At 60.1% G+C, this 24,095-nt stretch carries 17 protein-coding genes (1 of these 17 cut by a window edge); 6 read left to right on the top strand and 11 right to left on the bottom strand.

The window, feature by feature from the left end; translation table 11 throughout:
• Positions 1 to 113: 113 nt before the first annotated feature.
• The gene (locus F6V30_RS00305; protein WP_151154553.1) at positions 114 to 299 is read right to left on the bottom strand and encodes a hypothetical protein; all 186 of its coding nucleotides are present in this window, start codon (positions 297 to 299) and stop codon (positions 114 to 116) included.
• Positions 300 to 722: 423 nt separating this feature from the next.
• Between F6V30_RS00305 and F6V30_RS00300 the strand changes: the two genes are divergently transcribed.
• Complete coding sequence (locus F6V30_RS00300) at positions 723 to 1,967, top strand: NHL repeat-containing protein (RefSeq protein WP_151154552.1); 1,245 nt, start codon at positions 723 to 725, stop codon at positions 1,965 to 1,967.
• A gap of 169 nt (positions 1,968 to 2,136) precedes the next feature.
• Here F6V30_RS00300 and F6V30_RS00295 read toward each other — a convergent pair whose 3' ends face one another.
• From F6V30_RS00295 to F6V30_RS00285, 3 genes are all read right to left on the bottom strand, one after another.
• A complete protein-coding gene (locus F6V30_RS00295) occupies positions 2,137 to 2,784 on the bottom strand; it encodes a hypothetical protein (RefSeq protein ID WP_151154551.1) in 648 nt (215 codons plus the stop codon).
• Positions 2,785 to 2,951: 167 nt separating this feature from the next.
• Positions 2,952 to 3,716, bottom strand: a complete 765-nt coding sequence (locus F6V30_RS00290; protein WP_151154550.1) for a DUF4145 domain-containing protein — start codon at positions 3,714 to 3,716, stop codon at positions 2,952 to 2,954.
• Between the two features lie 579 nt (positions 3,717 to 4,295).
• Positions 4,296 to 5,195 (bottom strand): LysR family transcriptional regulator, encoded by a 900-nt coding sequence (locus F6V30_RS00285; RefSeq protein WP_151154549.1) that lies wholly within the window; start codon positions 5,193 to 5,195, stop codon positions 4,296 to 4,298.
• Positions 5,196 to 5,296: 101 nt separating this feature from the next.
• Between F6V30_RS00285 and F6V30_RS00280 the strand changes: the two genes are divergently transcribed.
• Entirely contained in the window at positions 5,297 to 5,710 is a 414-nt protein-coding gene (locus tag F6V30_RS00280; RefSeq protein ID WP_218043295.1) for a CidA/LrgA family protein, read from the top strand.
• A gap of 1 nt (position 5,711) precedes the next feature.
• The gene (locus tag F6V30_RS00275; RefSeq protein WP_218043294.1) at positions 5,712 to 6,410 is read left to right on the top strand and encodes an LrgB family protein; all 699 of its coding nucleotides are present in this window, start codon (positions 5,712 to 5,714) and stop codon (positions 6,408 to 6,410) included.
• A gap of 128 nt (positions 6,411 to 6,538) precedes the next feature.
• Here the strand turns inward: F6V30_RS00275 and F6V30_RS00270 are convergent, their stop codons facing one another.
• The 4 genes from F6V30_RS00270 to murA all read right to left on the bottom strand — a co-directional run bounded on the left by F6V30_RS00270 (position 6,539) and on the right by murA (position 12,168).
• Positions 6,539 to 8,167, bottom strand: a complete 1,629-nt coding sequence (locus F6V30_RS00270; protein WP_151154547.1) for a methyl-accepting chemotaxis protein — start codon at positions 8,165 to 8,167, stop codon at positions 6,539 to 6,541.
• Positions 8,168 to 8,649: 482 nt separating this feature from the next.
• Positions 8,650 to 9,939 carry a histidinol dehydrogenase gene (gene hisD / locus F6V30_RS00265; RefSeq protein WP_151154546.1) on the bottom strand — a complete coding sequence of 430 codons (1,290 nt, stop codon included), beginning with the start codon at positions 9,937 to 9,939 and terminating at the stop codon, positions 8,650 to 8,652.
• A 192-nt stretch (positions 9,940 to 10,131) separates the two neighbouring features.
• Positions 10,132 to 10,779, bottom strand: a complete 648-nt coding sequence (hisG, locus tag F6V30_RS00260; protein ID WP_151154545.1) for an ATP phosphoribosyltransferase — start codon at positions 10,777 to 10,779, stop codon at positions 10,132 to 10,134.
• A 135-nt stretch (positions 10,780 to 10,914) separates the two neighbouring features.
• On the bottom strand, positions 10,915 to 12,168 hold the full coding sequence (gene murA, locus F6V30_RS00255; RefSeq protein ID WP_151154544.1) for a UDP-N-acetylglucosamine 1-carboxyvinyltransferase: 1,254 nt from the start codon (positions 12,166 to 12,168) through the stop codon (positions 10,915 to 10,917).
• Between the two features lie 253 nt (positions 12,169 to 12,421).
• Between murA and F6V30_RS00250 the strand changes: the two genes are divergently transcribed.
• Positions 12,422 to 16,312, top strand: a complete 3,891-nt coding sequence (locus F6V30_RS00250) for a PAS domain S-box protein (protein ID WP_151154543.1) — start codon at positions 12,422 to 12,424, stop codon at positions 16,310 to 16,312.
• Positions 16,302 to 17,432: a response regulator gene (locus F6V30_RS00245; protein ID WP_151154542.1), complete on the top strand. Its 1,131-nt coding sequence runs from the start codon at positions 16,302 to 16,304 to the stop codon at positions 17,430 to 17,432. The genes F6V30_RS00250 and F6V30_RS00245 overlap by 11 nt, the downstream gene beginning before the upstream one ends.
• On the opposite strand, the gene F6V30_RS00240 is transcribed toward F6V30_RS00245, so the two are convergent.
• The 3 genes from F6V30_RS00240 to F6V30_RS00230 all read right to left on the bottom strand — a co-directional run bounded on the left by F6V30_RS00240 (position 17,429) and on the right by F6V30_RS00230 (position 21,770).
• Positions 17,429 to 19,798, bottom strand: a complete 2,370-nt coding sequence (locus F6V30_RS00240; protein ID WP_151156356.1) for an NADH-quinone oxidoreductase subunit B/C/D — start codon at positions 19,796 to 19,798, stop codon at positions 17,429 to 17,431. The two genes, F6V30_RS00245 and F6V30_RS00240, sit on opposite strands and share 4 nt — an antisense overlap.
• 270 nt (positions 19,799 to 20,068) lie before the next feature.
• On the bottom strand, positions 20,069 to 20,482 hold the full coding sequence (locus F6V30_RS00235; protein ID WP_151154541.1) for an NADH-quinone oxidoreductase subunit A: 414 nt from the start codon (positions 20,480 to 20,482) through the stop codon (positions 20,069 to 20,071).
• Between the two features lie 76 nt (positions 20,483 to 20,558).
• Complete coding sequence (locus F6V30_RS00230) at positions 20,559 to 21,770, bottom strand: c-type heme family protein (RefSeq protein ID WP_151154540.1); 1,212 nt, start codon at positions 21,768 to 21,770, stop codon at positions 20,559 to 20,561.
• Positions 21,771 to 22,106: 336 nt separating this feature from the next.
• Between F6V30_RS00230 and F6V30_RS00225 the strand changes: the two genes are divergently transcribed.
• Positions 22,107 to 24,095 carry the 5' portion of a penicillin-binding protein 1A gene (locus F6V30_RS00225; RefSeq protein ID WP_151154539.1) on the top strand. Its footprint extends 390 nt past the window's final position, so only the first 1,989 of its 2,379 coding nucleotides appear in the window; its start codon is at positions 22,107 to 22,109; its stop codon lies beyond the right edge, outside the window.

Genomic DNA, 24,095 nt, shown 5'->3' with positions numbered 1-24,095 from the left:
CCGTGCGGCGTGGTTTGGCGCGATTCAAGGGAAACGGGGACCAGCCCCGACACGCTTCAAGACATGCCGATAGCTTGGCGAGTGCCGACCTGGTCCCCATGGTTTTTCTCATATCAACGACGGCCGCCGTCATCGCCGCCGCGATGCTCGTCATGGAACAGGCCGCCGCCCCTGCCGCCGCTGATGCTCCCGTTGCCACGTCCGCCACCGCCGCCTTCATACGGCCAGCCGAGACAACCGGACAGCATCGAGATCGTTGCCAGCAGAAGTGCCGTTTTTACCCAGACAGGTGTTTTCATCGGTCGATCCTCATTTCCCTGGTGTGGATGGTTTGCGTTCACTAATTTGGGCGATTATACCGATTAATTGAAACGGGAAGTAAGGAAATATTGGGCAAATAAGGAGCTGGGCGGCCCTTTGGATCGGAAAACTTTGTGGACATGCTGGAATTTAGGTTGAATCAGCCGATAAAGGCTCAGAAAAGGGGGCGGCCTTATTAAAATGAGGAGCGACCCTGTTTAAGGTAATGACGTAATTCCGCTTCCGACATGGCCTCTATATGGTAGAAAGTGGTATATTAATTGGTTTGACTTGGATAGCGGGGATGGTACATAGTATTTTTAAGAGTAAGATAATCTTTTTTGTCGTGTTGCTGCCATGGCATTCGCGACGAGTGATCTACTCTGGTGTCAAAATGTTAAAGCGAAGTAAGGAGGTGCAACATGAACCCGTTACCATATACGTTCAAACTTCGCCTCTTGTCACTCGTCATGCTTGCCCCGCTGATCATTCTGACGGCATGTGGTAGTGGCGGCGGATCTTCCCCGAGTATGGGGACCACAAGCACCGCAGCAGCTTCCCTCGTTTCAAACAATGCACCTAGCGCCGGACTCTTCTCCCACGCCACAATTTCAACGATAGCTTCAACAGTCCCGTCAAACGGTGATATCAACCCCTATGGCGTCGCCATCGTGGAGCAAACCGTGGGGCATCTGAAAAGAGGCCATATCCTGGTGAGCAATTTCAACAGCAGCGCGAACCTGCAAGGTACGGGAACGACCATCGTCGAAGTCTCGCCGGGCGGGGCTGTCGACCTGTTCGCCCAGCTTGACGCCAATAAATTGCCCGGCCCATGCCCTGGGGGTGTCGGACTGACAACCGCCCTCGTTGTGCTTCGTTCCGGGTGGGTAATCGTGGGGAGTCTGCCGACTTCGGACGGCACGGCTGCAACGGCCCAGGCCGGTTGCCTGATCGTGTTCGACAGCAAGGGGAATGCGGTGGAAACCTTCTCCGGCGCGCCAATCAATGGCCCATGGGACATGACCGCATTTGAGGACAACTCGGGCGCCAAACTGTTCGTCTCCAATGTGCTGAACGGCACCGTGGCGGCCAACGGGCAAACCGTGAATGAGGGCACCGTAATCCGCATTGATCTCCAGATATCCAAGGGGAGCATGCCCAGCATCAAGTCGATCGCCGCGATCGGGACGGGGTTCCCTGAACGCACCGATCCCGCTGCGCTTGTCATCGGGCCGACCGGTCTCGGCCTCAGTCCGGTCAGCGGCAGTGGTCGTGACAGCGATGCGGCAGTGGCGCAAAATGGAGAAAAGCCGAAGCCGGACAGTCTGCTGTACGTTGCAGACAGCCTGAACAATCGGATCGCGGTGATTCCGGATGCGCTCGATCGAACGACGTCGGCCGGAACCGGCACCACCCTTACATCCGGCGGCAACCTGAACGACCCGCTTGGCCTTGCCGTTGACACCTTCGGCAATATTTATACCGTCAACGGTAATGACGGGTTTATTACCGTGTTCGATCCGAAAGGGGAGCAAATCGCCACGAAACTTCTGGATGACACCGGTTCGCCCCCGGGCGCCGGCACCCTTTTCGGTCTGGCGATTGCCTCGAATGGTGGGGTCTACTTTGTGGATGACGGCAGCAATACCTTGAACTTCGTGCACTAGAAGCAGGAAGCCTGTTGCCATGTCGGGCGTTTACGGAAGTGATTCGAAACGATAATCAGGAGGGGGCAGTGGCCGTATGGCTGCTGCTATTTTTTGGGTAATTCCTGGGACAGTTTATATAATTGTTCAGAGTTTTGTATACTGTCCCCGGAATTTTCAGAATTCTTAGTTAGGTCGCCTTTCTATATTCACCACTAAAATTGACATTCAGTCCAAACATGCCGGCCCAGCTTTGTTCTGTAACTGTGAGGTAGTCATCAATAAAACGCAAAACGACACAGTAAGTGCGGTCAAGAAAGGTCTCTGTGTGAATGATCATGTCATCTTTCAATTCCGCGATGAAGTCAAGTTCACCGATGTTTGGCCCAAATTCACGTGTAGTCCCCCAAAGCGCCAATCCAGAAACGTGGTACTGCCCATTATCCAGGCGTTGAATGGTCAGATCAGCGCTTTCGTATTCACCGCCACGGATGTAGTGGCCCGAAACACCAGAAAGATTTACTTGCGCTTCACCGAAAGATACAACCACTGAAAATGCCCTCCGAATTGCCTCATGAAGTTCTTCTCTGAAGTGTTTGACTTCGTCGATTGTGAAATTTTTACTCTGTCGATACGTACTATCGTATTGGTTGTGGTGGTTGAAGCAAAGAAACGCGAGATTGTCCTCAACATCATTTGCTGGATTTTGATCAAGGTGAGCAATTTGTCCCTGCTTGAGAGTCGTATCTCTATTTAACCCAAAACAAATACAGCATCTCCGGCGAGCCCGAACAAGTACAGCGGCTTGAGTGCTTGATTTTACATGTTTACGTGGCATCAATGGTCCTTGGGCTACCTAGCAGTTTTGACGGTGGCGCGAAGGCAAAGTCTATATTCTACAGGTTATTTAAATTGGGACCAATAAGGGGCAGGCTGCTTATTGATCAATCAGCGACTAATTTGCTGTCTATCCCCTTAATGGCTTCTACATATGCGGGTGAACACTTAGGCCGGATCGACAGATTTTATCTTGGCCCGCAACCGTATTTTTTTTAGAGTTTCTGCTTTTTGAGGCATTACGAAAATATCTTCAAGAATATGCTCAATTAATTCAATTGCTATCCTTAATTCCCTCTCCCCCGGTTCTGCAAGGTCATGGACTGCGCCGTTACCAAGAAACCGGTGCTCGTGTAGCATGTCGGCACTCTTTTTCGTCAAAATGTCCTTTTCGCATAACCCATAAATTTTACCTTCGAGTCTATTTGAGCGGCAGTCTTTGTCGCTACCGTCTTTTTGCTGTCTGGTAACGGGGCCGTCTTTTACCCCATTGACCTCACAAATGCCCTCTACAATTACTCGTAGTCCAGCCGCACATAGAGTATAGCTTCCATCATTGAAAGTCTTTATTGTCTCTTCATAAATTTTAGAAATAAGGGTAGGAACGTTTTGGAACTTTTTAACGGGCAGAGAATCAGGTTTTCTCGGCGGGTAAAGAATTTCGGTGTAGCCAGACGCCTCTTGGTCCTGAAATTCTGAAAACCAGTTTAGATGCCTGAACGAAAGACACCCACACCGACATTTAATGACCTGATAGTTGTCTTCCGCAGAAATACCACTGTATTCATTGAAGTCTTCGCTGAAATACGTGTCAACTGAAACTACTACAACATGCTCTCTATCGCGTCTACAGTCAGGGCAATAGGCCTGAAGTTCCCGGCCCTTGGTCTTGTTTTCAACCATGTTCTCACTGATTTTACCCTTAGCTGTCACTGTTACGTCCTCACTTGTTCAGAAGGTTGGAAGGGCAGACCTACTGAACTCAGTTTCTATGATATGTAGACGCATCCCGTGCGCCCCCTCTTTATAAAGTCTCAATAACCTGCTTAGAACGCGCCGCAAGCTTAAAAAGCTCCTTTGCGTCAATTTCATGTTTCTCTGAAAGGGTAAATATAACTTCCGCATTGTCTTCCCAGCCTGACCCTGGGGTAGGATATCGTCTTGCCCACATCACAAAATGAGTAAGTTGAGTTCGGGGGACAGCATCCTTAATTGTTGGCTCCAGGAAGACTTCCCTCAAAAACAGCTCACCGCCGTTACCCTCCGACTAAAATCCGCAACCCCCTTCTACTCCCCGCACCCACAAATATCAATCGTAAAATCAACGTGTTAAAAATATTGCCACCACCCTAAAAGTGTTAAAAAAATTACCACTCCCGTCCCATCCCTCAAACCCCCTGGTATCAAACAAAAAAAGCACCCGGATCGCCTCCGAATGCCTCTGATTGTATCATTTTGATACGGCCTTAGCTCCCACTCACCCGTTGCCACAACAACCGACACCCATCATGCCTAACTCCGCTCCGGGGTAATCCGTATCCCCGGTTCACCCGCCAGCCCCAACCATGCCTGCGCGGCGTGCGACAGGTAGCCCCCGCGCCGCCAGATCAAGGCCAAATGCCAAAAGATCGCCGGTTGATCGACCGGGATGCATCGCGTCAAGCGGTGGTGCCGCTGCTCCGCGATCATGCGCGGCAGCAGGGCGACGCCGAGCTTCGAGGCCACCAATTCGATGATGAAGTCGATCTGGCTGGAGTTTGCCGCGACCTTGGGCGTGAATCCCGCTTCCCGGCAGGCCTCCAAGATCATCGGGTTGAGGGCGAAACCCGGCCCGTAGAGGATGAACGGCTCGTCCCCCAGCGCCGCGAAGGTGAGCCGCTCCGCTGCCGCCAGGGGGTGGTCCGCCGCCAACAGCACGTCGATGGGCTCGCGCCATACCTCCTGCCACTCGAACTCCGCTCCCACCGGCAGCAGTGTTGCCGCCAGGTCCAGTTCCCCCGCCAGCACCAGCTCTTCCAGACGCTTGCTGCCGTGCTCCACCAGCCGCAGATCCACGCCGGGGTAGCGGCTGCGAAAGGCGGCGAACCAGTGGGCAAAGAGGGTGTTGCTGCCGATGAGCGGCACCCCGAGGCGCAGCGTGCCTCCCCTGAGTCCCCGCAACTCCTCCAGTTCCGCTTTCAGATCGTCCCCCTGGGCCAGGATCGTGAGCGCCCGCCGGTAGACCATCTCTCCCGCCGCCGTCATCGTGCACCCCTGGCCGATCCTTTCCACCAGTTGGAGGCTCAACTCCTCCTCCAGCTGTTTAACGGCCTTGCTGACGGCGGACTGGGTCACGTACAGCGTCTTTGCGGCCCGTGAAAAGCCCCCGTGACGCACCACCTCGACAAAGGCCCGCAATGTTCTCATTTCCATAGTTAGTCCTATTTGGAATATGGCTTATGAATTTAATTCGTTTTACGAATAACATGGGCCGGGATATTATACAAATAGTAAATGTGAAGAGAGGAAAGGGTATGACCATCTATCAACGCATGAGCTTCTGGCTGCGGCGCTTCCGTTTGAGCCGTCCGTTTCAGGCCCTGCTTATCCTGCTGTTCTGGGCACTGGGGGAAGCCATCGTACGCATCACCGGCATTGCGATTCCCGGCGCGATTGTCGGGTTGCTGATCATGCTGGCCCTGCTGGTCGGCAAACGGCTCCGGGTCCGGACGGTGCGCCGGGGGGCCGAGTGGTATCTTGCCGAGATGCTGCTGTTCTTTGTCCCGGCGGTATTGGCTGTTTTGGACCACCCGGAATTTCTCGGGCTGCTGGGGGTGAAGATCCTCGCGGTGATCGTGCTGGGGACGCTTACCGTCATGACGGTTACGGCGGGGGCCATCGACCTCTGTTATCGGTTGGGAAAAGAGGATGTGGATGTTGCAAAGTAATATGCCATTGTTTCAGGCCGCGTTCTGGTCCGTGCTGACCATTGGGCTGTATGCCCTAGGCAAGGCCCTGTACCGGCGCAAGTCGTGCATGCTGTCGTCGCCGCTGTTCATCACTCCGGTGCTGCTCATCCTGGCGACGCTTCTGTTCCATGTCAGCTATGCCCAGTATATCCGGGGCACCCACTGGCTGGTCGCCTTGCTCGGACCGGCGACCGTCGCCTTTGCCGTGCCCATCTATGAACAGCGCGCTTTGATCTGCCGGCACTGGGTGCTGCTGGTGGTGGGCGTGGTGGCGGGGAGCGCAACGGCGGTGGTTTCCTCGTGGGAACTCTCCAACCTGCTCGGTCTGAATGAAAGTCTGCGCTTGAGCCTGCTGCCCCGCTCCATGAGCACGCCGTTCGCCATGGCCGTTTCCGGCGACATCGGCGGCGCGCCGGGGCTCACCGCGGTTTTCGTGGTGCTCACGGGGGTGTTGGGGGCGGCGCTGGGCGAGGGACTGATCAACTGCCTGCCGCTGCGCTCGGTCTTTTCGCGAGGCGCCCTCCTGGGGATGGGGGCTCACGGAGCCGGGACGGCAAAGGCGCATCAGATAGATCAGGAGGTCGGCGCCATCGCCGGTCTGGTCATGGTGCTCGTCGGGCTGTTCAACGTGCTGGCGACCCCCGTGCTGGTCTATTGTCTGGGGATGGTCGGCAAGTAGGTGCGCCATGACAGGGCGGCGCATCTGCCGCGAGTACACAAAAAAGGCACCCGGATCGCCTCCGGGTGCCTCTGATGGTATCTTTCCGAGGCGGCCGGAAACTCCCGGTCGCCGTTTTTCCCCTGCGCCTATGCCAACCTGAACTGGTTGACCAGGGAACGGAGATCATCCGACAGCTTGGCGAGTTGCCCGGCCGCATCGGCGGATTCCTGGGAACTCTGGGCCGTCTGCTGGACCACTTCGGAGATCTGGTGGATATTGTTGGTGATCTCGCTGGTGGTCGCCGACTGTTCTTCGGCCGCCGTGGCGATCTGGCTTACCTGCATGGTGACGGCGTTGATCTGTTCCAGGATTTCCTGAATGGCCTCGCCTGATTTCGACGCCTCTTCCGTCCCCTGTTGAACCTCTCTCACCCCCTCCTCCATGGTTGAAACCGCCTCTTTGGTTTCCGTCTGGATCGCCTTGATCATGGCGTCGATCTCTTTGGTCGCCTTGGTGGTGCGTTCGGCCAGGGCCCTGACCTCATCGGCGACGACGGCAAAACCGCGTCCCTGCTCCCCGGCACGGGCCGCCTCGATGGCCGCGTTCAGGGCCAACAGGTTGGTCTGGTCGGCGATGTCCTCGATGGTGCCGACGATGGCGCCGATCTGATCCGACCGGGCTCCGAGCCCGCTGACACTCTGGGCGGTGGAGTTGACCCGCCCGGCGATGCGGGTCATGACGCTGACCGTCTGCGCCACCACCGCAGCGCCGCTCTGGGCGGCGCCGGTCGCCTGCTCGGCACCCTGGGCCGCAGCGTGGCAGTTCTGGGCGATATCGCCGGATGTGGCCGACAACTCCTCGCTGGCGGTCGCCACGGTCTGGGCCTGGCCGGAAACCTCTTCCGCCCCGGTGGCGATCTGTTCCGATGCCGACTGGAGCTGGTTCGACGCGGTCGCCACCTGAGCCGAGGTGTCGCTGACCCTCTGGAGGGTGTCGTGCAGACTCTCGGTCATCTTGGCAAAGGAGGCGGCCAATATGCCGATTTCATCCCGGGACTCGTGCTCGATCTTCACCGTCAGGTCGCCGGCGGCGATCTTTTCCGCCTGCTTCGCCAGAGCCTGGACCGGCCCTGTTATGGAGCGGGTGATCAGAGAACCGAATACGACGGCGATCAGCAGCATGGCCACCGCGCAGACGATGGACAGAATCAGCGATGAATTCGTGATGGCTATGGCGGCCTCGGTGTTCCTCTTGCCATGGCTGATCTTGGTGGCGGTCAACGTCTTGAGCTGCTCAGTGCAGTCCTTGACTATCTGGGCGGAGCTGGGCTCCCTGAGAAGGGCGTCGGCCTCGGCGCTCTTGCCCGCAGCCATCAGGGCGCCGACCTTGCCGTAAATGGTATCGACCTTGGTAATGAGATCCTTCATTGCTTCCGCCGGGGCTTTGGACTTCTCGGAACTGGCGGCAATGGCGGTCAATGCTTCGTTAGCAGCCTTGAAACTTTCCTTCCCGGCAGCGTCGGCCTTTGCCAAAGCCTCCGGCGTCTGCGCCAGGGAGGTATCGCGGATAGCCACCCGCATCTTCTGGAATGCCTCGGTAAGCTCCACAATATCCTTCATCGGCTTAATATCCTGCGTGGACAGTTCCTGCTGCATCCTCTTGATTTCCGCCAGGCGGAGCGAGCTTATGCCATTGACAATAGCGGCGATGACCGCCAAAAACATAAAGCCGGTTAACAGTTTTGTCCCTATCCTCAGATCAGCCCACGATTTCATTGGAATTTTTACCCTTTCGTTTTCAGTTATTGATGAAGAATGAAAGCTAACCAGCGTCACAGCCCCATTCCGCCGCCATGCCAAGCATTATTTAAAAATAATTAATCTATTACTCGTACGTATATTAGTCAAGCGTATTTTTTGGCATCCATGATGGCGGATAAGCGGGTCGTGCCGATAATAAAATAATATTATTGAACGGTTAACGTACTTACTCCGGCGTTAGGCGGATCAGGTATACGGCAGCGGGATGGGTGACAAGCGCCCGACGTTTTTCATCATGCCCCTCTCAGCCGCTCTTTGGCAGCGGGTCGCTACCCCAAACACCCCGCCCTGCTCGCTGAACGCGCAGCCGACGGGCATATCACCCTGGCGGCAAATGCCGTTTCAGGGCTCTCCCCCGAAGCCGCCGCCAGCAAATGAAAGAGGCACCCGGATCGTCTCCGGGTGCCTCTCGTATCGAGTTCGATAGCGCCTCTCGTCTATGCCAGCCGTTTGCCCACCGACTTGCCGTGGGCCTCCAGCCCTTCCAGCCCGGCGATACGCATGATGTCGCTCCCCAGCCGTTTCAGCCCTCCCTCGGAGAAATAGACGATGGAGGATTTCTTCACAAAGTCGTCCACGGACAGGGGTGAGAAGAAACGGGCCGTGCCGCCGGTGGGCAGGGTGTGGTTCGGCCCGGCCAGGTAGTCGCCCGCCGCCTCGGGGGTCCAGTGCCCCATGAAGATGGCCCCGGCATTGGTGATGCGGGACAGGATGGCGAAGGGATCGGCTACGGCCAGTTCCAGATGCTCCGGCGCGATACGGTTGGAGAAGGCGATGACCTCGTCCAGGTCTGCGGCCACGATGACGGCGCCGTACTTGTCCCACGAGGCGCGGGCGATGGCCTCCCGCGAGAGCTGGGCCAGCTGCCGCTCCACCTCGGCCGCCACCCGCTCGCCGAAGGCCCGGTCGGTGGTGATGAGGATGGAGGAGGCCAGTTCGTCGTGTTCGGCCTGGGAGAGGAGGTCCGCCGCGATGTGGACCGGGTTGCCGCTGCCGTCGCTGATGACCAGGATCTCGCTCGGCCCGGCGATCATGTCGATGCCCACGGCGCCGAAGACCAGCTTCTTGGCCGTGGCCACGTAGATGTTGCCCGGCCCGGTGATCTTGTCCACCTTGGGGATGGTTTCGGTGCCGTAGGCCAGGGCCGCCACCGCCTGGGCCCCGCCCAGGCGGAAGATACGGTCCACCCCGGCCAGTTTGGCTGCCACCACCACGTGGGGGTTGATCTGCCCCCCCGGCGTGGGGGCCACCATGATGATCTCGCCGACGCCCGCCACCCGGGCCGGCACGGCGTTCATGATCACGCTGCTGGGATAACTGGCCTTGCCGCCCGGAACGTAGATGCCGACCCGCGCCAGGGGGGTGACCTTCTGCCCCAGCATGATGTCCGGCTCCTCGGTGGAGATCCAGGTCTGCTGCTTCTGTTTTTCGTGAAACCGGGCCACCCGCTCCACGGCCAGCTTGAGCGCCGCCGCGTCCGCTTCGTCAACCTGGGCGAAGGCCGCCTCGATCTCGGCGGGGGTGACCTCCAGCTCGGCCACGGAGGCCGCCTCCAGACGGTCGAAGCGCCGGGTCAGCTCCAGCACGGCGGCGTCGCCCCGCTTGCGCACGTCGGCGATGATGCCGAGCACGGTCTGTTCCACCTCCCGGCCGGTCTCTTCGCCCCGGGCGAGGATGGCGCCGAACTTCTCAGTAAAATCGTTGTCGCGTATATCGAGAAATAGCATGGAGTCCCTCTTTACAGCGTTCATCCTGAATGCGGTAGTTAATAACCACAAAGACACAAAGGGCACAAAGAAATTCAGATGCTTATGGAAAATAAAAAACCGAACCAATCAGGTGCAAGACTTTGGTAAGACAACCGACTGATTTTACTTAGTGTTCTTTGTGTTTTTGTGGTGCAAATGCTTATTTTAGGCTTATGTGGACTGAAGCTCTTTTTCCAGTCCTTGTATGATGTGGGTGATCCGCTCGTACTTGGTTTTGAGGCTGGCGCGGTTGACGATCAGCCGGGTGGTGATCTCGGCGATGCTCTCCACCTCCACCAGGCCGTTCTGGCGCAGGGTCTCGCCGGTGGACACCAGGTCCACGATCCGCTCGGACAGCCCCACCAGCGGGGCCAGCTCGATGGAGCCGTACAGTTTGATGATCTCCACCTGAATCCCCTTGGAGGCGAAATAGGTCTCGGCCACATGGGGGTACTTGGTGGCGATGCGGATGTGGGACCAGCCGGAGGGGTCGTCGGTGCGGGCCAGGTTGGCCGGCTCGGCCACCATCATGCGGCAGTAGCCGAACTTCAGGTCCAGCGGCTCGTACAGGTCCTTGCCCTGTTCCATGAGCGTGTCCTTGCCCACGATACCCAGGTCGGCGCTGCCGTACTCCACGTAGGTGGGGACGTCGGTGGCGCGCACGATCATATAGCGCATGCGCTGTTCCGTATTCTCGAAGATCAGCTTGCGGGAGTCGGAGAGCAGTTCCCGGCAGTCGATGCCGATCCTGCCGAACAGCTCCACCGATTCTTCCAGGATGCGGCCTTTCGGTATTGCAATAGTAATCCAGTCATTCACCTGAGTTTATTCCTTTCGGATGTCGATTTTTCGCAAGGTCAAGGCGGAGGAGGAAGCCCGCGGAGGCGTAGCAGCGCTACGCCGCACAAGGAGATTCCGAACGACAACGCAGAGATTGCGGAAAAGCGGCATTCGTCACTCCTGTACCCTTTTGATATCCGCTCCCAGCCCTGCCAGCTTCTTCTCGATGGACTCATACCCCCGGTCCAGATGATAAATGCGGGAGATCTCGGTGACGTTGTCCGCGGCCAGGCCGGCCAGGATCAGGGACGCCGACGCCCGCAGGTCGGTGGCCATGACCGGCGCGCCGGAGAGTTTCCTGACCCCCTTGACCGTGGCGCTGTTCCCCTCGATGGTGATGTCCGCCCCGAAGCGCTGGAGCTCGGAGACGTGCATGAAACGGTTCTCGAAGATGTTCTCGCTGATGACGCTCGCCCCGTCGGCCACGCACATGAGGGCCATGAATTGGGCCTGCATGTCCGTGGGAAAGCCGGGGTAGGGGCGGGTCTTGATGTTGATGCTGCGGATCTTTCGGGGCGCCTTGACCCGCACCACGTTGTCGTGGCTCGTGATCTCCACCCCGGCGTCCTGGAGTTTGAAGACCAGCGCGTCCAGGTGTTCCAGCTTCATGCCGTGGATCTTCACGTCCCCCCCGGTGATGGCGGAGGCGATCATGAAGGTGCCGGCCTCGATGCGGTCCGGCATGACGGAGTAGGAAACGGGGGAGAGTTCGGTGACCCCCTGGATGTGGATGGTGTCGGTTCCGGCCCCCTCGATCTTGGCTCCCATGAGGTTGAGCATCTGGGCCAGATCGACGATCTCCGGCTCACGGGCGGCGTTCTCCAGGACCGTCTCCCCCTTGGCCAGGGCCGCGGTCATCAGCAGGTGCTCGGTGCCCCCCACGGTGGAGATGTCGAAGTTGACCCGCGCCCCTTTCAGGTGGCGGGCTTTGGCCTCCACATAGCCGTGTTCCAGGTTGATCTCGGCACCCAGGGCCTGGAGCCCCTTGAGGTGCAGGTTGATGGGGCGGGCGCCGATGGCGCAGCCGCCGGGCAGGGAGACCCGGGCCTTGCCGAAGCGGGCCAGGAGCGGCCCCAGAACCAGCACCGAGGCGCGCATGGTTTTTACCAGTTCGTAGGTCGCCTCGTGGTTGCGGATACCGGCGGAGTCGATCCTGACGATGTTGCCGTTGCCTTCGATGGTGGCGCCCAGGGATTCCAGCACCTTGATGGTGGTGTTGATGTCGCGCAGGAAGGGCACGTTGCTGATCTGGTTCATCCCGGAGTTCAGGATGGTGGCCACGAAGATCGGCAGGGAGGCGTTCTTGGAACCGCTGACCCGCACCTCGCCCGCTAGTTTTTTCCCGCCCTTGATGACAAGCTTGTCCACCCTTTTTCTCCCTTTTATTGATAGTTATTCGATCCATATTACTCGATGGGATACACCTTGTCCAAGAAAAAGTTGGCCTCAAGCCGGGCGATGGGGCCGGCATGGAGGTCGGGCGACACGTTCCGGCAGATGCGTGGTTTTTTGTTTTTGTTTCGGTTCAATAAACTATGCTATATTTCGAACCTGCGCCTGGACAGATGCCCCGTAATGATGCGCTCGGCGCGAAAACACCATTGATTCCGGAAACGTTGCGATGCGGACCCTTTCCCTCAAAACGAAAGTAAGCCTTGTGTACCCCATCATCTCCGTCTGTGTGCTGGCTGGAATTCTTTTGCTCTCCCAAAGAATCCTCGAGTCGCACGTCAAGGAGGGGGTTTCCGAACAGCAGTACCAGATCGTGTCGGTCCTGGCGGATGAGATTGACCGGCAGGTGGCCTCCACCAGCGAGTCGCTGGTGGCCATCGCCCGCATGGCCACGCCCGGAACGATCTCCTCCCCCCAAAAAGCGCTGGAATTCCTGAGGGGGGAAGGCGAACATCTCGCCACCTTCGATAACGGCTTCTTCATATTCGACCGGCACGGCCGCATGATGGCGGAGTTGCCCCGGGGGTTGGAACGTTCGGGGAAAGAGTTCTCCTACCGCGACTACCTGACAAAAACCTTCAGCACCCGGAAACCGTTTGTCTCCGACCCCTATGTATCGTCTCAGGAACACCACCATCCGGCCCTGATGTTCACCGCCCCGCTGTTTGACGAGGGGGGCGTCCTGATCGCGGTGTTGGGGGGGAGCATCGACCTGACCCGCTCCCCGTTCCTGGGCAAGCTCTCCGATGTCAGGATCGGCAAGAACGGCTACCTGTACGTCGTCAATACCGACCGGGTCACCCTGTATCATTCCGCTCCCCAGGCGGGTGTGAATGGGACGCCCCCCCCGGGTGCCAACCCGCTGCTGGACCGCGCCATTGCAGGCTTTGACGGCACCGCCGAGACGATGACCTCCCGCGGGGTCCGCACGCTGGCGTCGTTCAAACACCTCAAGAGCAAGAACTGGATTATCGCGGCAAACTATCCCATCTCCCAGGCCTATGAACCGATCCAAAAGGCGAATGCCCTTTTCCTGGGGATCGTTGTCCCGATAGCCCTGCTCGCGGCCCTGCTGCTGCGGCGCGTCCTTTCCCGGCTGACCGCGCCGATGCTGGCCCTCGCCCGGCATGTGGAAACCCTCTCGACCAAAACAGGCGACGACCGCCTCTTCCCCGCCGCGGGGGGCGATGAACCGGCTGTACTGGCCCAAGCCTTTAACCGCCTGCTCAAGGAGGTGGACCAGCAGCAGGAGGAGCTTGCCAAGCGGGAAGTGCTGTATCGCACGGTGGTGGATTTCTCTTCGGAGATGGTCTTCTGGGTCGCCCCGGATTGCGCGACCATGCACTACGTCTCTCCCAGCTGCAGCGACATCACCGGGTACAGCCCCGAGGAGTTCTACGCCGCGCCCGGCCTGTTGAGTTCCATTATCCACCCGGATGATCGGGAACATTGGGATGAGCAGTACCGGAGAGGCGCAACCGCCGACTCCGTCGAGCCCCTGGAGTTCCGGATCGTCACCAGAGACGGCGAGGTGCGGTGGACGAACTATCTCAGCCGGCCGGTCTTCGGCCAGAACGGCGCCTATGTCGGCCTGCGCGGCAGCTTCTCCGATATTACGCTCCTGAAGCGCGCCGAACGCTCCACCGTCGTCAGCGAGGAAAAATTTCGGCTCTTCTTCGAACAGTCCAGCGACGCAATCTTTATTATCCACAAGGACGGCAGGATTTTCGAGGTGAACGGCGAGGCGTGCAGCCGTTACGGGTTCCGCCGCGAGGAGTTCATCGGCATGCAGGCAGGAGATCTGGATACTCCCGAGTACGCCGTGCGCAACCCCGAGCGGTTTGCCCTCGTCATGGCGTTGGGGCAGATCACCTTCGAAACCTGCCAGCGCTGCAAGAACGGCGTCACCCTGCCGGTGGAGGTGAAGGCCCGCCTGATCGATTTCGACGGTGACAAGGCGATCATGGCCGTGGCCAGGGATATCAGCGACCGCAAGCGCGCCGACGAGCTCTTGCGCCGCCAGAACGAATACCTGACCGCATTCCACGAGACCTCCCTGGGGCTGGTCAGGCGCCTGGACGTGCCCAGCCTCCTGCAGGCGATTCTCGTTCGCGCCGGCAAGCTGGTGGGGACCGAACATTGCTATGTCTACCTGTTGAACGGGCAGGGGACGGCAATGGACATGGTCTGCCAAAGCGGGGTCTTTGAGGGGTTCGTGCACTGTTCCATCGGGCCCCATGACGGGATCGCGGGGTGGGTCTGGACAACGGGGGAACCGTTGTACGTCGGCAATTACAGTCAATGGGAGCACCGGCTTCCCGACGCCGACCGCATCGTGCTGCGGGCTATGGTCGGCGTCCCGCTGAAGTCGAACGACCGGGTGGTCGGCGTGCTCGGTTTGGCGTTCCTCGAGGAGGGGCGGTTGTTCGACGAAGAGCATATGGCTATTCTGACGCAATTCGCCGAACTGGCCTCCGTGGCCCTGGACAACGCCCAACTTTACGATGCCGTGCAACGGGAACTGGCGGAGCGCCAGAAGGCCGAGGCAAGCCTGAGGAAACTCACGGTCGGCGTGGAGCAAAACCCGGCCTCCATCATCATCACGGATACGGGTGGCACCATCGAATACGTCAACCCCCGTTTCAGCGAGGTTACCGGATATTCCTCCGTCGAGGCGGTCGGCCAGAACACCCGCATGTTCAAATCCGGCACCACCAGCCCGGCGGAATACCGCCTGCTCTGGGAGACGATCCTGGGCGGGCGCGAGTGGCGCGGGGAGTTTCACAACCGCAAGAAGAGTGGCGAACTGTACTGGGAGCAGGCCGTGATAGCGCCGATCAGGGATGAAAAAGGTCTGATCACCCACTTTATCGCCATCAACGAGGATATTACCGATCGCAAACGGTTGGAGAGCGAGCTGCACCACTCCCAGAAGATGGAGGCCATCGGGCAGTTGGCCGGCGGCATCGCCCATGACTTCAACAATATCCTGACGGCGGTCATCGGTTACGCCAGTATCATGCAGATCAAGCTGCCGGAGGAGAGCCCCTTCCGTAATGGGGTGGAGCAGATCCTGGCCACTGCCGAGCGCGGTTCCAGCCTGACCAAAGGGCTTCTGGCCTTCAGCCGCAAACAGCATACGATCACCCGCCACATCAATCTCAACGAGATCGTCGAACGGGTGCAGAAACTGCTCCAGCGGCTGATCAGCGAGGACATCCGCCTCACCACCCGCCTGGCCGGTGAAGAACTGCCGGTCATGGTGGACAGCGTCCAGATCGAACAGGTGCTGATGAGTCTGGCCGCCAACGCGCGGGATGCGATGCCGGGCGGGGGCGAGATCGCCATCGGAAGCGCATTGGTGGACCTGGACAGCTCGTTTGCCGCCATGAACGGGCTCGGTCAGCCCGGCCGCTTTGCGCTACTGACGGTCTCCGACACCGGCCAGGGCATGGACGAGGAGACGATCAGCCATATCTTCGAGCCGTTCTTTACCACCAAGGGGACCGGCAAGGGAACCGGGCTCGGTCTTTCCATCGCCTACGGCATCGTCAAAAAGCACAACGGGTGCATTGTGTGCACCAGCGAGAAGGGAAGGGGGACGTCCTTCCGCATCTACCTCCCCTGTTCGGACGTGGAGTCCGGGGACGATGAACAGGAAGCGCCCCGGGTGTCTCCCCCGGCCGGACAACAGGTGGTCCTCCTGGCCGACGACAACGAGTCGACCCGCCGTTTTTCCCGGGAGGTGCTGGAGGAGTTCGGCTATTCGGTTATTGAGGCCGAGGACGGGCGGCAGGCCCTGGACAGGTTCTATGAATACAGCAAACAGGTCGGCCTGCTCATCCTGGACGTCATCATGCCGGAAATGAAGGGGCGGGAGGTTTACGAGGCCATCCGTGCCGGCAATCCGGGGGTAAAGGTGCTCTTCACCAGCGGTTACACGGAGGAGATCGTCCGTTCGCAGGAGGTCCTGGATGAAAGCTTGCCTTTTATCGCCAAACCATATATGCCCAAGGAGTTGCTTATGAAAATTCGCGAGGTGCTGGGCCATGGGGAGTGAAACAACCGGGAACATCTTTGTGGTAGACGATGACCGCTTCGTGCTGGAGAGCGTCTCGACGCTTCTCGACGAATACGGTTTCACGGTCCAGGCCTTTGCCAATGGCCACGAAGCGGTCAAGCAGTTCGTGACCCGGCCGGTGGACCTGGTCCTGACCGATATCAACATGCCCCACATGGATGGCATCGAGCTTCTGGAGAAGATCCGCTTCCTGGACCGGGAGACGCCGGTGGTGCTCATGACCGCCTACGCGGACCTGGATACGGCCGTCAAAGCCATCCAGAAAGGGGCCTTCGACTTCATCATCAAACCGTACAGCCCCCCCTATCTCATCCATACGGTGGAAAAGGGGGTCCACTACAAACATCTGACCCAGATCGAAAAGAACTACAAGCGGGAACTGGAGATCACGGTGGAGAAGCGGACCTCGGAACTGGCCGAGGCCCTGCAGCGGCTGACGAAGATGAGCCGCGAAATCATCGAGCGGCTCACCGCGGCGGCCGAATTGCGGGACGAGGACACCGGGCTGCACATCCTGCGCATCGGCCTGTATGCCAAAAAGCTGGCGACCGCCCTGGGCATGCCGGACGCCTTCATCGAGCAGATTCACATTGCCAGCGCCATGCACGACGTCGGCAAGATCGGCATCCCCGACTCGATCCTGCTCAAGCCGGGGGCACTGACGCCCGCCGAATTCGAGACCATCAAGCAGCATACGGTCATCGGCGAGAAGATCCTCCAGGGGTCGGCCCACAGCATGCTCCAGATGGGGGCGACCATCGCGGCCAGCCATCATGAGCGCTGGGACGGCAGCGGCTATCCCTACGGCCTGCGGGGGGAAGCCATCCCCATTGCCGGCCGGATCACCATGCTGGCCGACCAGTATGACGCCTTGCGGAGCGAGCGGGTCTATAAGGGGGCCTTTGACCATGCGACGACCTGCGACATCATCCTGAACGGCGACGGCAGGACGATGCCGGAGCACTTCGATCCCCACGTCCTGGCTACGTTCGTTGCGATCAAGGATGAGTTCGCGGAGATCTTCGATGCCAGCCAATCCCAGGAACCGCCATCCTGCGGGGTGCCTGCGCGTCAGCAGCCCCTGCCCCTCGGCATCTAGCGGTCGAGATCGGCCAGGACGAAATCCACCGAGCCCAGGATTGCCAGGAAGTCGGCCACCAGCCAGCCACGGCTCATGACCGGTAGTGCCTGGATGTGCGGGAAGCTGGGGGTGCGGATGCGCATCCGGTAGGGGATGTTCAGGCCGTCCGAGACGGCAAAGTAGCCGTTCTCCCCTTTCGGGGCCTCGATGGCGGCGTAGGTTTCTCCCTTGGGCGGCGTCATGCCCCGGGTGCTGTTGACGAAGTGGTGGATCAGGGACTCGATGTCCTTCAGGGTGTCCGGCTTCCGGGGCAGCACGTAGCGGTAGTCGTCCGTGATCCAGCGGCCGTCGGGCATCCCGTCCATGGCCTGTTCCACCAGGCGTAATGACTGGCGGATCTCCTCCATGCGCACCAGGTAGCGCGCCCAGCAGTCCCCCCCCTCGGCCACGGCCGCATCGAACGTGAACCGCTCGTACCCGCCGTAGGGCATCTTCTTCCGTAAATCCCATTCCATGCCGCAGGCGCGCAGGTTAGGGCCCGAGAGTCCCCATTCCCGGGCGTCTTCCGCCGAGATGGCGCCGACCCCCTTGAGCCGCGCCCGGAAGATCGGGTTGCCGCCCACGAGTTGTTCGTACTCCCTGAGTCGGGGCGGCAGCCATGCCAGAAACCGCTTCACCGGCGCCTCCCATCCCTCGGGCAGGTCCTCGGCCACGCCGCCGATGCGGAACCAGGCCGGGTGCATGCGCCCCCCGGTGATCATCTCCACGATGTCGAAGATCAACTCCCGGTCGGTAAAGGTATAGAAGACCGGCGTCATGGCCCCCACGTCGGCGGCGAAGGTCCCGAGCCAGACCAGGTGGCTGGCGATGCGGAACAGCTCCGCCAGCATGACGCGGATATACTGGGCCCGCTCGGGCACCTGGATGCCGCAGAGCCGTTCGACCGACGTGACATAGGCCAGGTTGTTCTGCACCCCGGCCAGGTAGTCGATGCGGTCGGTGTAGGGGATGAACTGGTTCCAGTGCTGGCGTTCGGCGATCTTCTCGGCCCCCCGGTGGTGATAGCCGATGTCGAAGTCGATGTCGCGGATCTCCTCCCCGTCCAGCTTGAGGATGCAGCGGATGATGCCGTGGGTGCCGGGATGCTGCGGCCCCAGGTTGAGGACCATCTCCCCCGCGCTGATCCGTTCGAAAAAGTCCGAGGCGGGCAGCGGCGCGTGGCGGCGGGCGTCATCCGCGGTGTAGGGTGCCATCTCCGTGGCGCGGAAGGGGTGCTCCTTGCGCAGGGGGTGCCCCTCCCAGTCATGGGGCATCAGGATGCGCCGCAGGTTGGGGTGGCCGCCAAAGCGGATGCCGAACATGTCGAACACCTCCCGCTCGTACCAGTCGGCAACCGGGAAGACCGGGGTCACGCTGGGCGTTTCCGGGAATTCTCCCGTTAGTTCGCATTTGACGCGCACGTAGCCGGGCTGGTCGAAGGAGAGCAGGTGGTAGTTGAGGGTGAAGTCCCGGTACCGGGAACGGTCCCGCCGGAGTGAGTCGTCCACGGCGGCGATGTCCTCCAGGCGCTTGAAGGCGGGGCCTGGCCGCTCTTTCAGATGGCGCAGCAGGTCGGGCACCAGTTCGGCCGGCGCCCGCAGGGTGAGCATGTCGGTGGCGGTCCCGTCGATGGCGACCCGGCCGCCGAACAGCGTGCCGATCTCTTGGGGAAGCCCGAAATCCGGGTAGGGGTGCCGGGGCGCGGGGGGGCGCCACTGTTCGTCCGAGCGGGGCTGGAACATGGCCGGATGCCCCACGGCGGTCCCACGGATCGGGATAGCCGTCATGCCCGGTCCGCGGGTGTCCCGGGATTTGGTCTCCCCGTCCTTGAGGACCGGGGCGGTGGTCCCCTGGCAGCCCCCGGCCAGGTGCAGGACCGCCCGGGCCGGGCGCTCCCCGGTTCTGATCTTTTCCTGGAGCAGCATCAGCCCCTGGAGGAAGGCCTCGGGCCGGGGTGGACAGCCGGGCACGTACACATCCACCGGCAGAATCTGGTTCACCCCCTGCACCACGCTGTACACGTCGTACATGCCGCCGGAATTGGAGCAGCTTCCCATGGAGATCACCCAGCGCGGTTCGGCCATCTGTTCGTAGAGGTGCAGGATCGAAGGAGCCATTTTCTTGAAGACCGTCCCGGCGATCACCATCACGTCCGCCTCACGGGGCGTCCCGCGCAGCACCTCGGCCCCGAAGCGGGAGATGTCGTGGCGCGACGTGAAGGAGGTCATCATCTCCACAAAGCAGCAGGAGAGACCGAAGAACATGGGCCAGAGGGAATTGGCCCGCCCCCAGTTGATCAGGTCGTCGAGGCGCGTCAGGATGATGTTGTCGGGGGTTGGGATGATGTTGTCCGGTGTATCGTACAAGGCAGGTACCTCTGAAACGCAAAGTTGAGAGGTTGTTGAAAAACAGCCATCAGGCCTTCATCCTCGAAGGCCCTTTCGTGCGGCGTAGCGCCCCTCATCCTATCCTTCTCCCAAAGGGAGAAGGGATACCGTTACCCTCTCCCTCTGGGAGAGGGTGGCCAAAGGCCGGGTGAGGGCCTCCGCAGGGCTTGTCTAGCGGGTGCGACGATCTGACTGTTTTTGAACAACCTGGGTTTTTTAACGGCCTGACTATTCCGAAGACTTGCGCAGAGATTGCGAAAAATCTGCGTTTCTCTCCCGTGAGGGTCCCCAGTCCAGTCCGCCTTTAAGCCAGAGCCAGAGGAGGCCTGCGGCCAAGATGACGATGAAGACCGTGATCTGGGTGAGGCCCGCACTACCGAGCAGGTCCCAGGCCGTGGCCCAGGTGAAGATGAAGGCCGCCTCCACGTCGAACACGATAAAGAAAATGGCCACCAGGTAGAAAGGCACCGGCCATGCCAGGCGGGCGCTGCCGGTGGGCAGGACCCCCGATTCGTAGGGGGCCTCCTTGGCGGGCGTCGTGCGCTTTGCTCCGAGCCACCAGGCGGCCACCAGCAAAACGCCGATCAGGGCAACGGCCACCAAGGCGTACAGGGCGAGTTGATACAATGGGTCGGATATCATAGTGGGGAAACTATAGCAGATATTCGTGCCGCTTCAAATGTGAAACGTGAGTCGCCGGAACAGGATGCGCAACCTGCTATTTGAGCGGGCGCAGTATGGCGCTGAAGATCGGGTTCTGATCTGCCTGGGAGACGGAGATGACCATGTCCACCTCGAAGGGGTTGCCGCACACATCCCGCACCGTTTGCCGCACCGTGGTGCCGATCAGGTCGCTGCTGCCGGAACTGAAATACCCTTCGACCGCGGCCCGTAACGCCTCTCCGTTTTCCAGGAAGTCGAAGATGCACTGGCCGAGCAGTTCCTGTTTGGTCAGGCCGAAGAGCCTCTCCGCCTTCTGATTGGAGATGACGATCTTGCCGTCCCCCACGAAGGTGACGATGGGGGACTGGGCGATCTCGATGAAGTTGCGGTAGCGATCCTCCGATTCTTTCCGCTGCAGGGTCTTGCGGTCCAGCTCCGCCATCAGTTCGTTGAACGATCCGATCAGTTCGCCGATCTCGTCGTTCCCCCGCTCCGTGAGCCGCTCGGAGAAGTTGCCGGTGCGGGCCACGTCGGCAATACTCTCGGCGACGTTCTTGACCGGTGTCAGGATCGTCCTGCGGATGAGCCAGCCGCTGATGAGGACGAAGGCGAGGAGAACCGCGCCGTCGTAGAGCAGGTCGTAGGCCAGGTTGGTGCCGACCTCGTGGTACAGTCCCTCCATGGGCACCGACACCGAAACCGCGCCGATCACCTCGCCCACCCGGTAGCCGTAGGAATAATGCCCCCGCGGGAAGCGCTCCCGGACAAAGCGCGGCGCGGTGTCATAGGTGCCGTGGCAGGCCAGACAGGATTGGTCGGCCTTCATGGGCAGCAGGTAGCGCAGGGCCTTCTTCCCTTTTTCACCCGCCACCTGCCAGACTTCCCGGGCCTGTGTATCCCGAAAAGTCGCCAATTGGGCGGTCTCGAAGCTGTCGGGGCGGTTGGCCGGGTTGCGGTAGCGCAACGAGATCTGGCGGACATAGTAGCGCGACCCGTTGGTGAGGCGTTTGGCGATCTGGGTGGCGGCCACCTGGGGGATGAGGTTGTAGTTGTGTTCAGGTTCGCTGGTGACGCTCTGGGAAAGGTAGTCCCGGGTTTCGATGATCTGGTGCGCGATGGACCGGGCATTGTCCACGGCCGTGGTGAGGATGAGCGCCTGCTCCCGGCGATAGTTGCTGTAGGCCAGGCTCAGGAAGAGCGCCGCGAGGAGGAGGGCGGCGATGATGTTGAATTTGGTGTCGACGCTGCGGTCAGAAAACATTTTCATGGCGGTTCCCCGGCCCTGCCTGCCCCGTGGTCCCACGCTTCATGTGCCGATTGCGTGGTGTCTGAATCCTTGACGGCGGAGTTTTCCCGACAAAGCCGGGATGGTTTTTCGTGGGCGGCGATCGACTCCCGCACGTCATTCGAGCCGCCATGCGGGCATCATCGGATTCAGACAGATTATAACTGCTCTTCGATGCTTGGCAAGGGCAATGTGGTTTCGTTATTATGCTTGAATTCTCGTGGTGATATGGGCTATTTTGAAAAGATTGCATCAGAATTTGCCACTGACGCACAACGAATCGGGAATCACGGCGGCGCATAGCCGGGGAGTAGGTATATGGACAGGAAGGCACCCGCATCCACATCAACATCCACCACCAAGGGCAGGGGAATTTTACCGGCCCTGGCGCTGTTTGCCGTTACGCTGGGCATTGTAGGGCTGCTCGGGGCAACGGGATATGTATTTTATCTGATGGCGCGCCTGCCGCGGGTGGACCGCCTGGCGGACTATAAACCGCCTATTGTCTCCCAGGTCTTCAGCGACGACGGCAGTCTGGTGGGGGAATTCTATCTGGAGCGGCGCATCGTGGTGCCGGTGGAAAAGATGCCGCGCAAGCTGATCCAGGCCTTCGTGGCGGCCGAGGACTCCAGTTTTTACCAGCACAAGGGGATCGATTACCTGGGGATTGTACGGGCGGCCTTCAAAAACCTCCTCTCCATGCGCAAGAAGGAGGGGGCCTCGACCATCACCCAGCAGGTGACCAAGTCCATGCTGCTGACCCCGGAAAAGAAGTTTTCCCGCAAGATCAAAGAGGCCATCCTGGCCAAACGCATGGAGGAGAAGCTCTCCAAGGACGAGATCCTCTACCTGTACCTGAACCAGATCTACCTGGGGGGCGGTGCCTACGGCGTCCAGGTGGCGGCTGAAACCTATTTCGGCAAAAACGTCGACCAGCTCAACCTGGCCGAGATGGCCATGCTGGCCGGGCTTCCCAAGGCGCCCAACGCCTATTCCCCCATCAAGCACCTGGACAAGGCCCGTGAGCGGCAGGCCTATGTCCTGGACCGCATGGTGAAGGAGGGGTACATCACGACCGCCGAGGCCGATCGCGCCAAGAATACGCCGATCGAGATCCGCTCCATGAAAAAGGTCAACAACGAGCAGTCGGCCTATTTCCTCGAACATCTGCGCATCCAGCTTGAGGAAAAGTACGGAGAGGATCAGCTCTACAAGGGTGGCCTGAAGATCTACACCACCATGAACGCCGACATGCAGCGGGCGGCCTACGAAAGCCTCAGGAACGGCCTCAAGGCGGTCGACAAGCGCCAGGGGTTCCGGGGGCCGACCAAATACCTCGGCGAATCCGAGGTGGATGGGTTCTGTGCCAAGGTCGAGGATGGTATCGATTCCGCGACCCTCAAGACCGGCGAGAGCTATCAGGGGGTCGTGGTGGGATTCGTCCCCGGGAAGGGTGAGGCCATCGTCAGGGTCGGGGATCGCAAAGGCGTTCTGACCCGCAAGAATATGGCCTGGGCCGGCAGGACGGGGATGATCGACAGCTACGGCAAGCCGGAGAAGGGGAACAAGAACCTGACCCTCGGTTCGGTGATCGAGGTGTCGGTCGTCTCGCCGGAGGTCAACAAGGAGGGGGCCCAATTCGCCCTCGATCAGACCCCCGAGGTGCAGGCGGCCCTGGTTTCCCTCGATCCCCGTACCGGGGCGGTCAAGGCCATGGTCGGCGGCTACGACTTCCGCAAGAGCCAGTTCAACCGGGCCGTCCAGGCCAGGCGCAACGCCGGGTCGGCCTTCAAGCCGATCATCTATGCCGCGGCCCTCGACAAGGGGTTGACCCCGGCCACCATCATCGAGGACTCCGAGGTGGAATATCCGGACGGCGCCGGCGGGACCTGGAAACCGAAAAACTACGACAACACCTTTCGTGGGCCGGTAACCATGCGCGAGGCGCTGACCTACTCCATCAACATCGTCAGCGTCAAGATCATGGAACAGATTGGTGCCCAATATGCGGCCGATTATGCCAAGAAGCTCGGCTTCACCTCCCCGATCCCGGCCAACCTGGCCCTGGCCCTGGGGGCCGCGTCCGTGTCCCCCTTCGAGCTGACCGAAGCCTACTCGGTGTTTGCCAACAAGGGGCAATTGATCCCCCAGTACTTCGTCACCAAGGTCACGGACAACGACGGGACCGTACTTCAGGAAAATCAGCCACCGGCAGCGATCCCGGCCGTTTCGCCTGAGACCTCCTATGTCATCACCAACCTGATGCAGAGCGTCGTTGCCAGCGGCACCGGTTCCCGCGCCATCATC

The sequence above is a fragment of the Oryzomonas sagensis genome, assembly GCF_008802355.1.
Lineage (GTDB): Bacteria > Desulfobacterota > Desulfuromonadia > Geobacterales > Pseudopelobacteraceae > Oryzomonas > Oryzomonas sagensis.
The sequence above is the reverse complement of the archived record's forward strand: the minus strand, read 5'-3'. Positions and strand labels throughout refer to the sequence as shown.

Coding starts and splice junctions, on each gene's coding strand:
- F6V30_RS00305 (WP_151154553.1), bottom strand. CDS start 299: ATGAAAACACCTGTCTGGGTAAAAACGGCACTTCTGCTGGCAACGATC.
- F6V30_RS00300 (WP_151154552.1), top strand. CDS start 723: ATGAACCCGTTACCATATACGTTCAAACTTCGCCTCTTGTCACTCGTC.
- F6V30_RS00295 (WP_151154551.1), bottom strand. CDS start 2,784: ATGCCACGTAAACATGTAAAATCAAGCACTCAAGCCGCTGTACTTGTT.
- F6V30_RS00285 (WP_151154549.1), bottom strand. CDS start 5,195: ATGGAAATGAGAACATTGCGGGCCTTTGTCGAGGTGGTGCGTCACGGG.
- F6V30_RS00280 (WP_218043295.1), top strand. CDS start 5,297: ATGACCATCTATCAACGCATGAGCTTCTGGCTGCGGCGCTTCCGTTTG.
- F6V30_RS00275 (WP_218043294.1), top strand. CDS start 5,712: ATGCCATTGTTTCAGGCCGCGTTCTGGTCCGTGCTGACCATTGGGCTG.
- F6V30_RS00270 (WP_151154547.1), bottom strand. CDS start 8,167: ATGAAATCGTGGGCTGATCTGAGGATAGGGACAAAACTGTTAACCGGC.
- hisD (WP_151154546.1), bottom strand. CDS start 9,939: ATGCTATTTCTCGATATACGCGACAACGATTTTACTGAGAAGTTCGGC.
- F6V30_RS00250 (WP_151154543.1), top strand. CDS start 12,422: ATGCGGACCCTTTCCCTCAAAACGAAAGTAAGCCTTGTGTACCCCATC.
- F6V30_RS00245 (WP_151154542.1), top strand. CDS start 16,302: ATGGGGAGTGAAACAACCGGGAACATCTTTGTGGTAGACGATGACCGC.
- F6V30_RS00235 (WP_151154541.1), bottom strand. CDS start 20,482: ATGATATCCGACCCATTGTATCAACTCGCCCTGTACGCCTTGGTGGCC.
- F6V30_RS00230 (WP_151154540.1), bottom strand. CDS start 21,770: ATGAAAATGTTTTCTGACCGCAGCGTCGACACCAAATTCAACATCATC.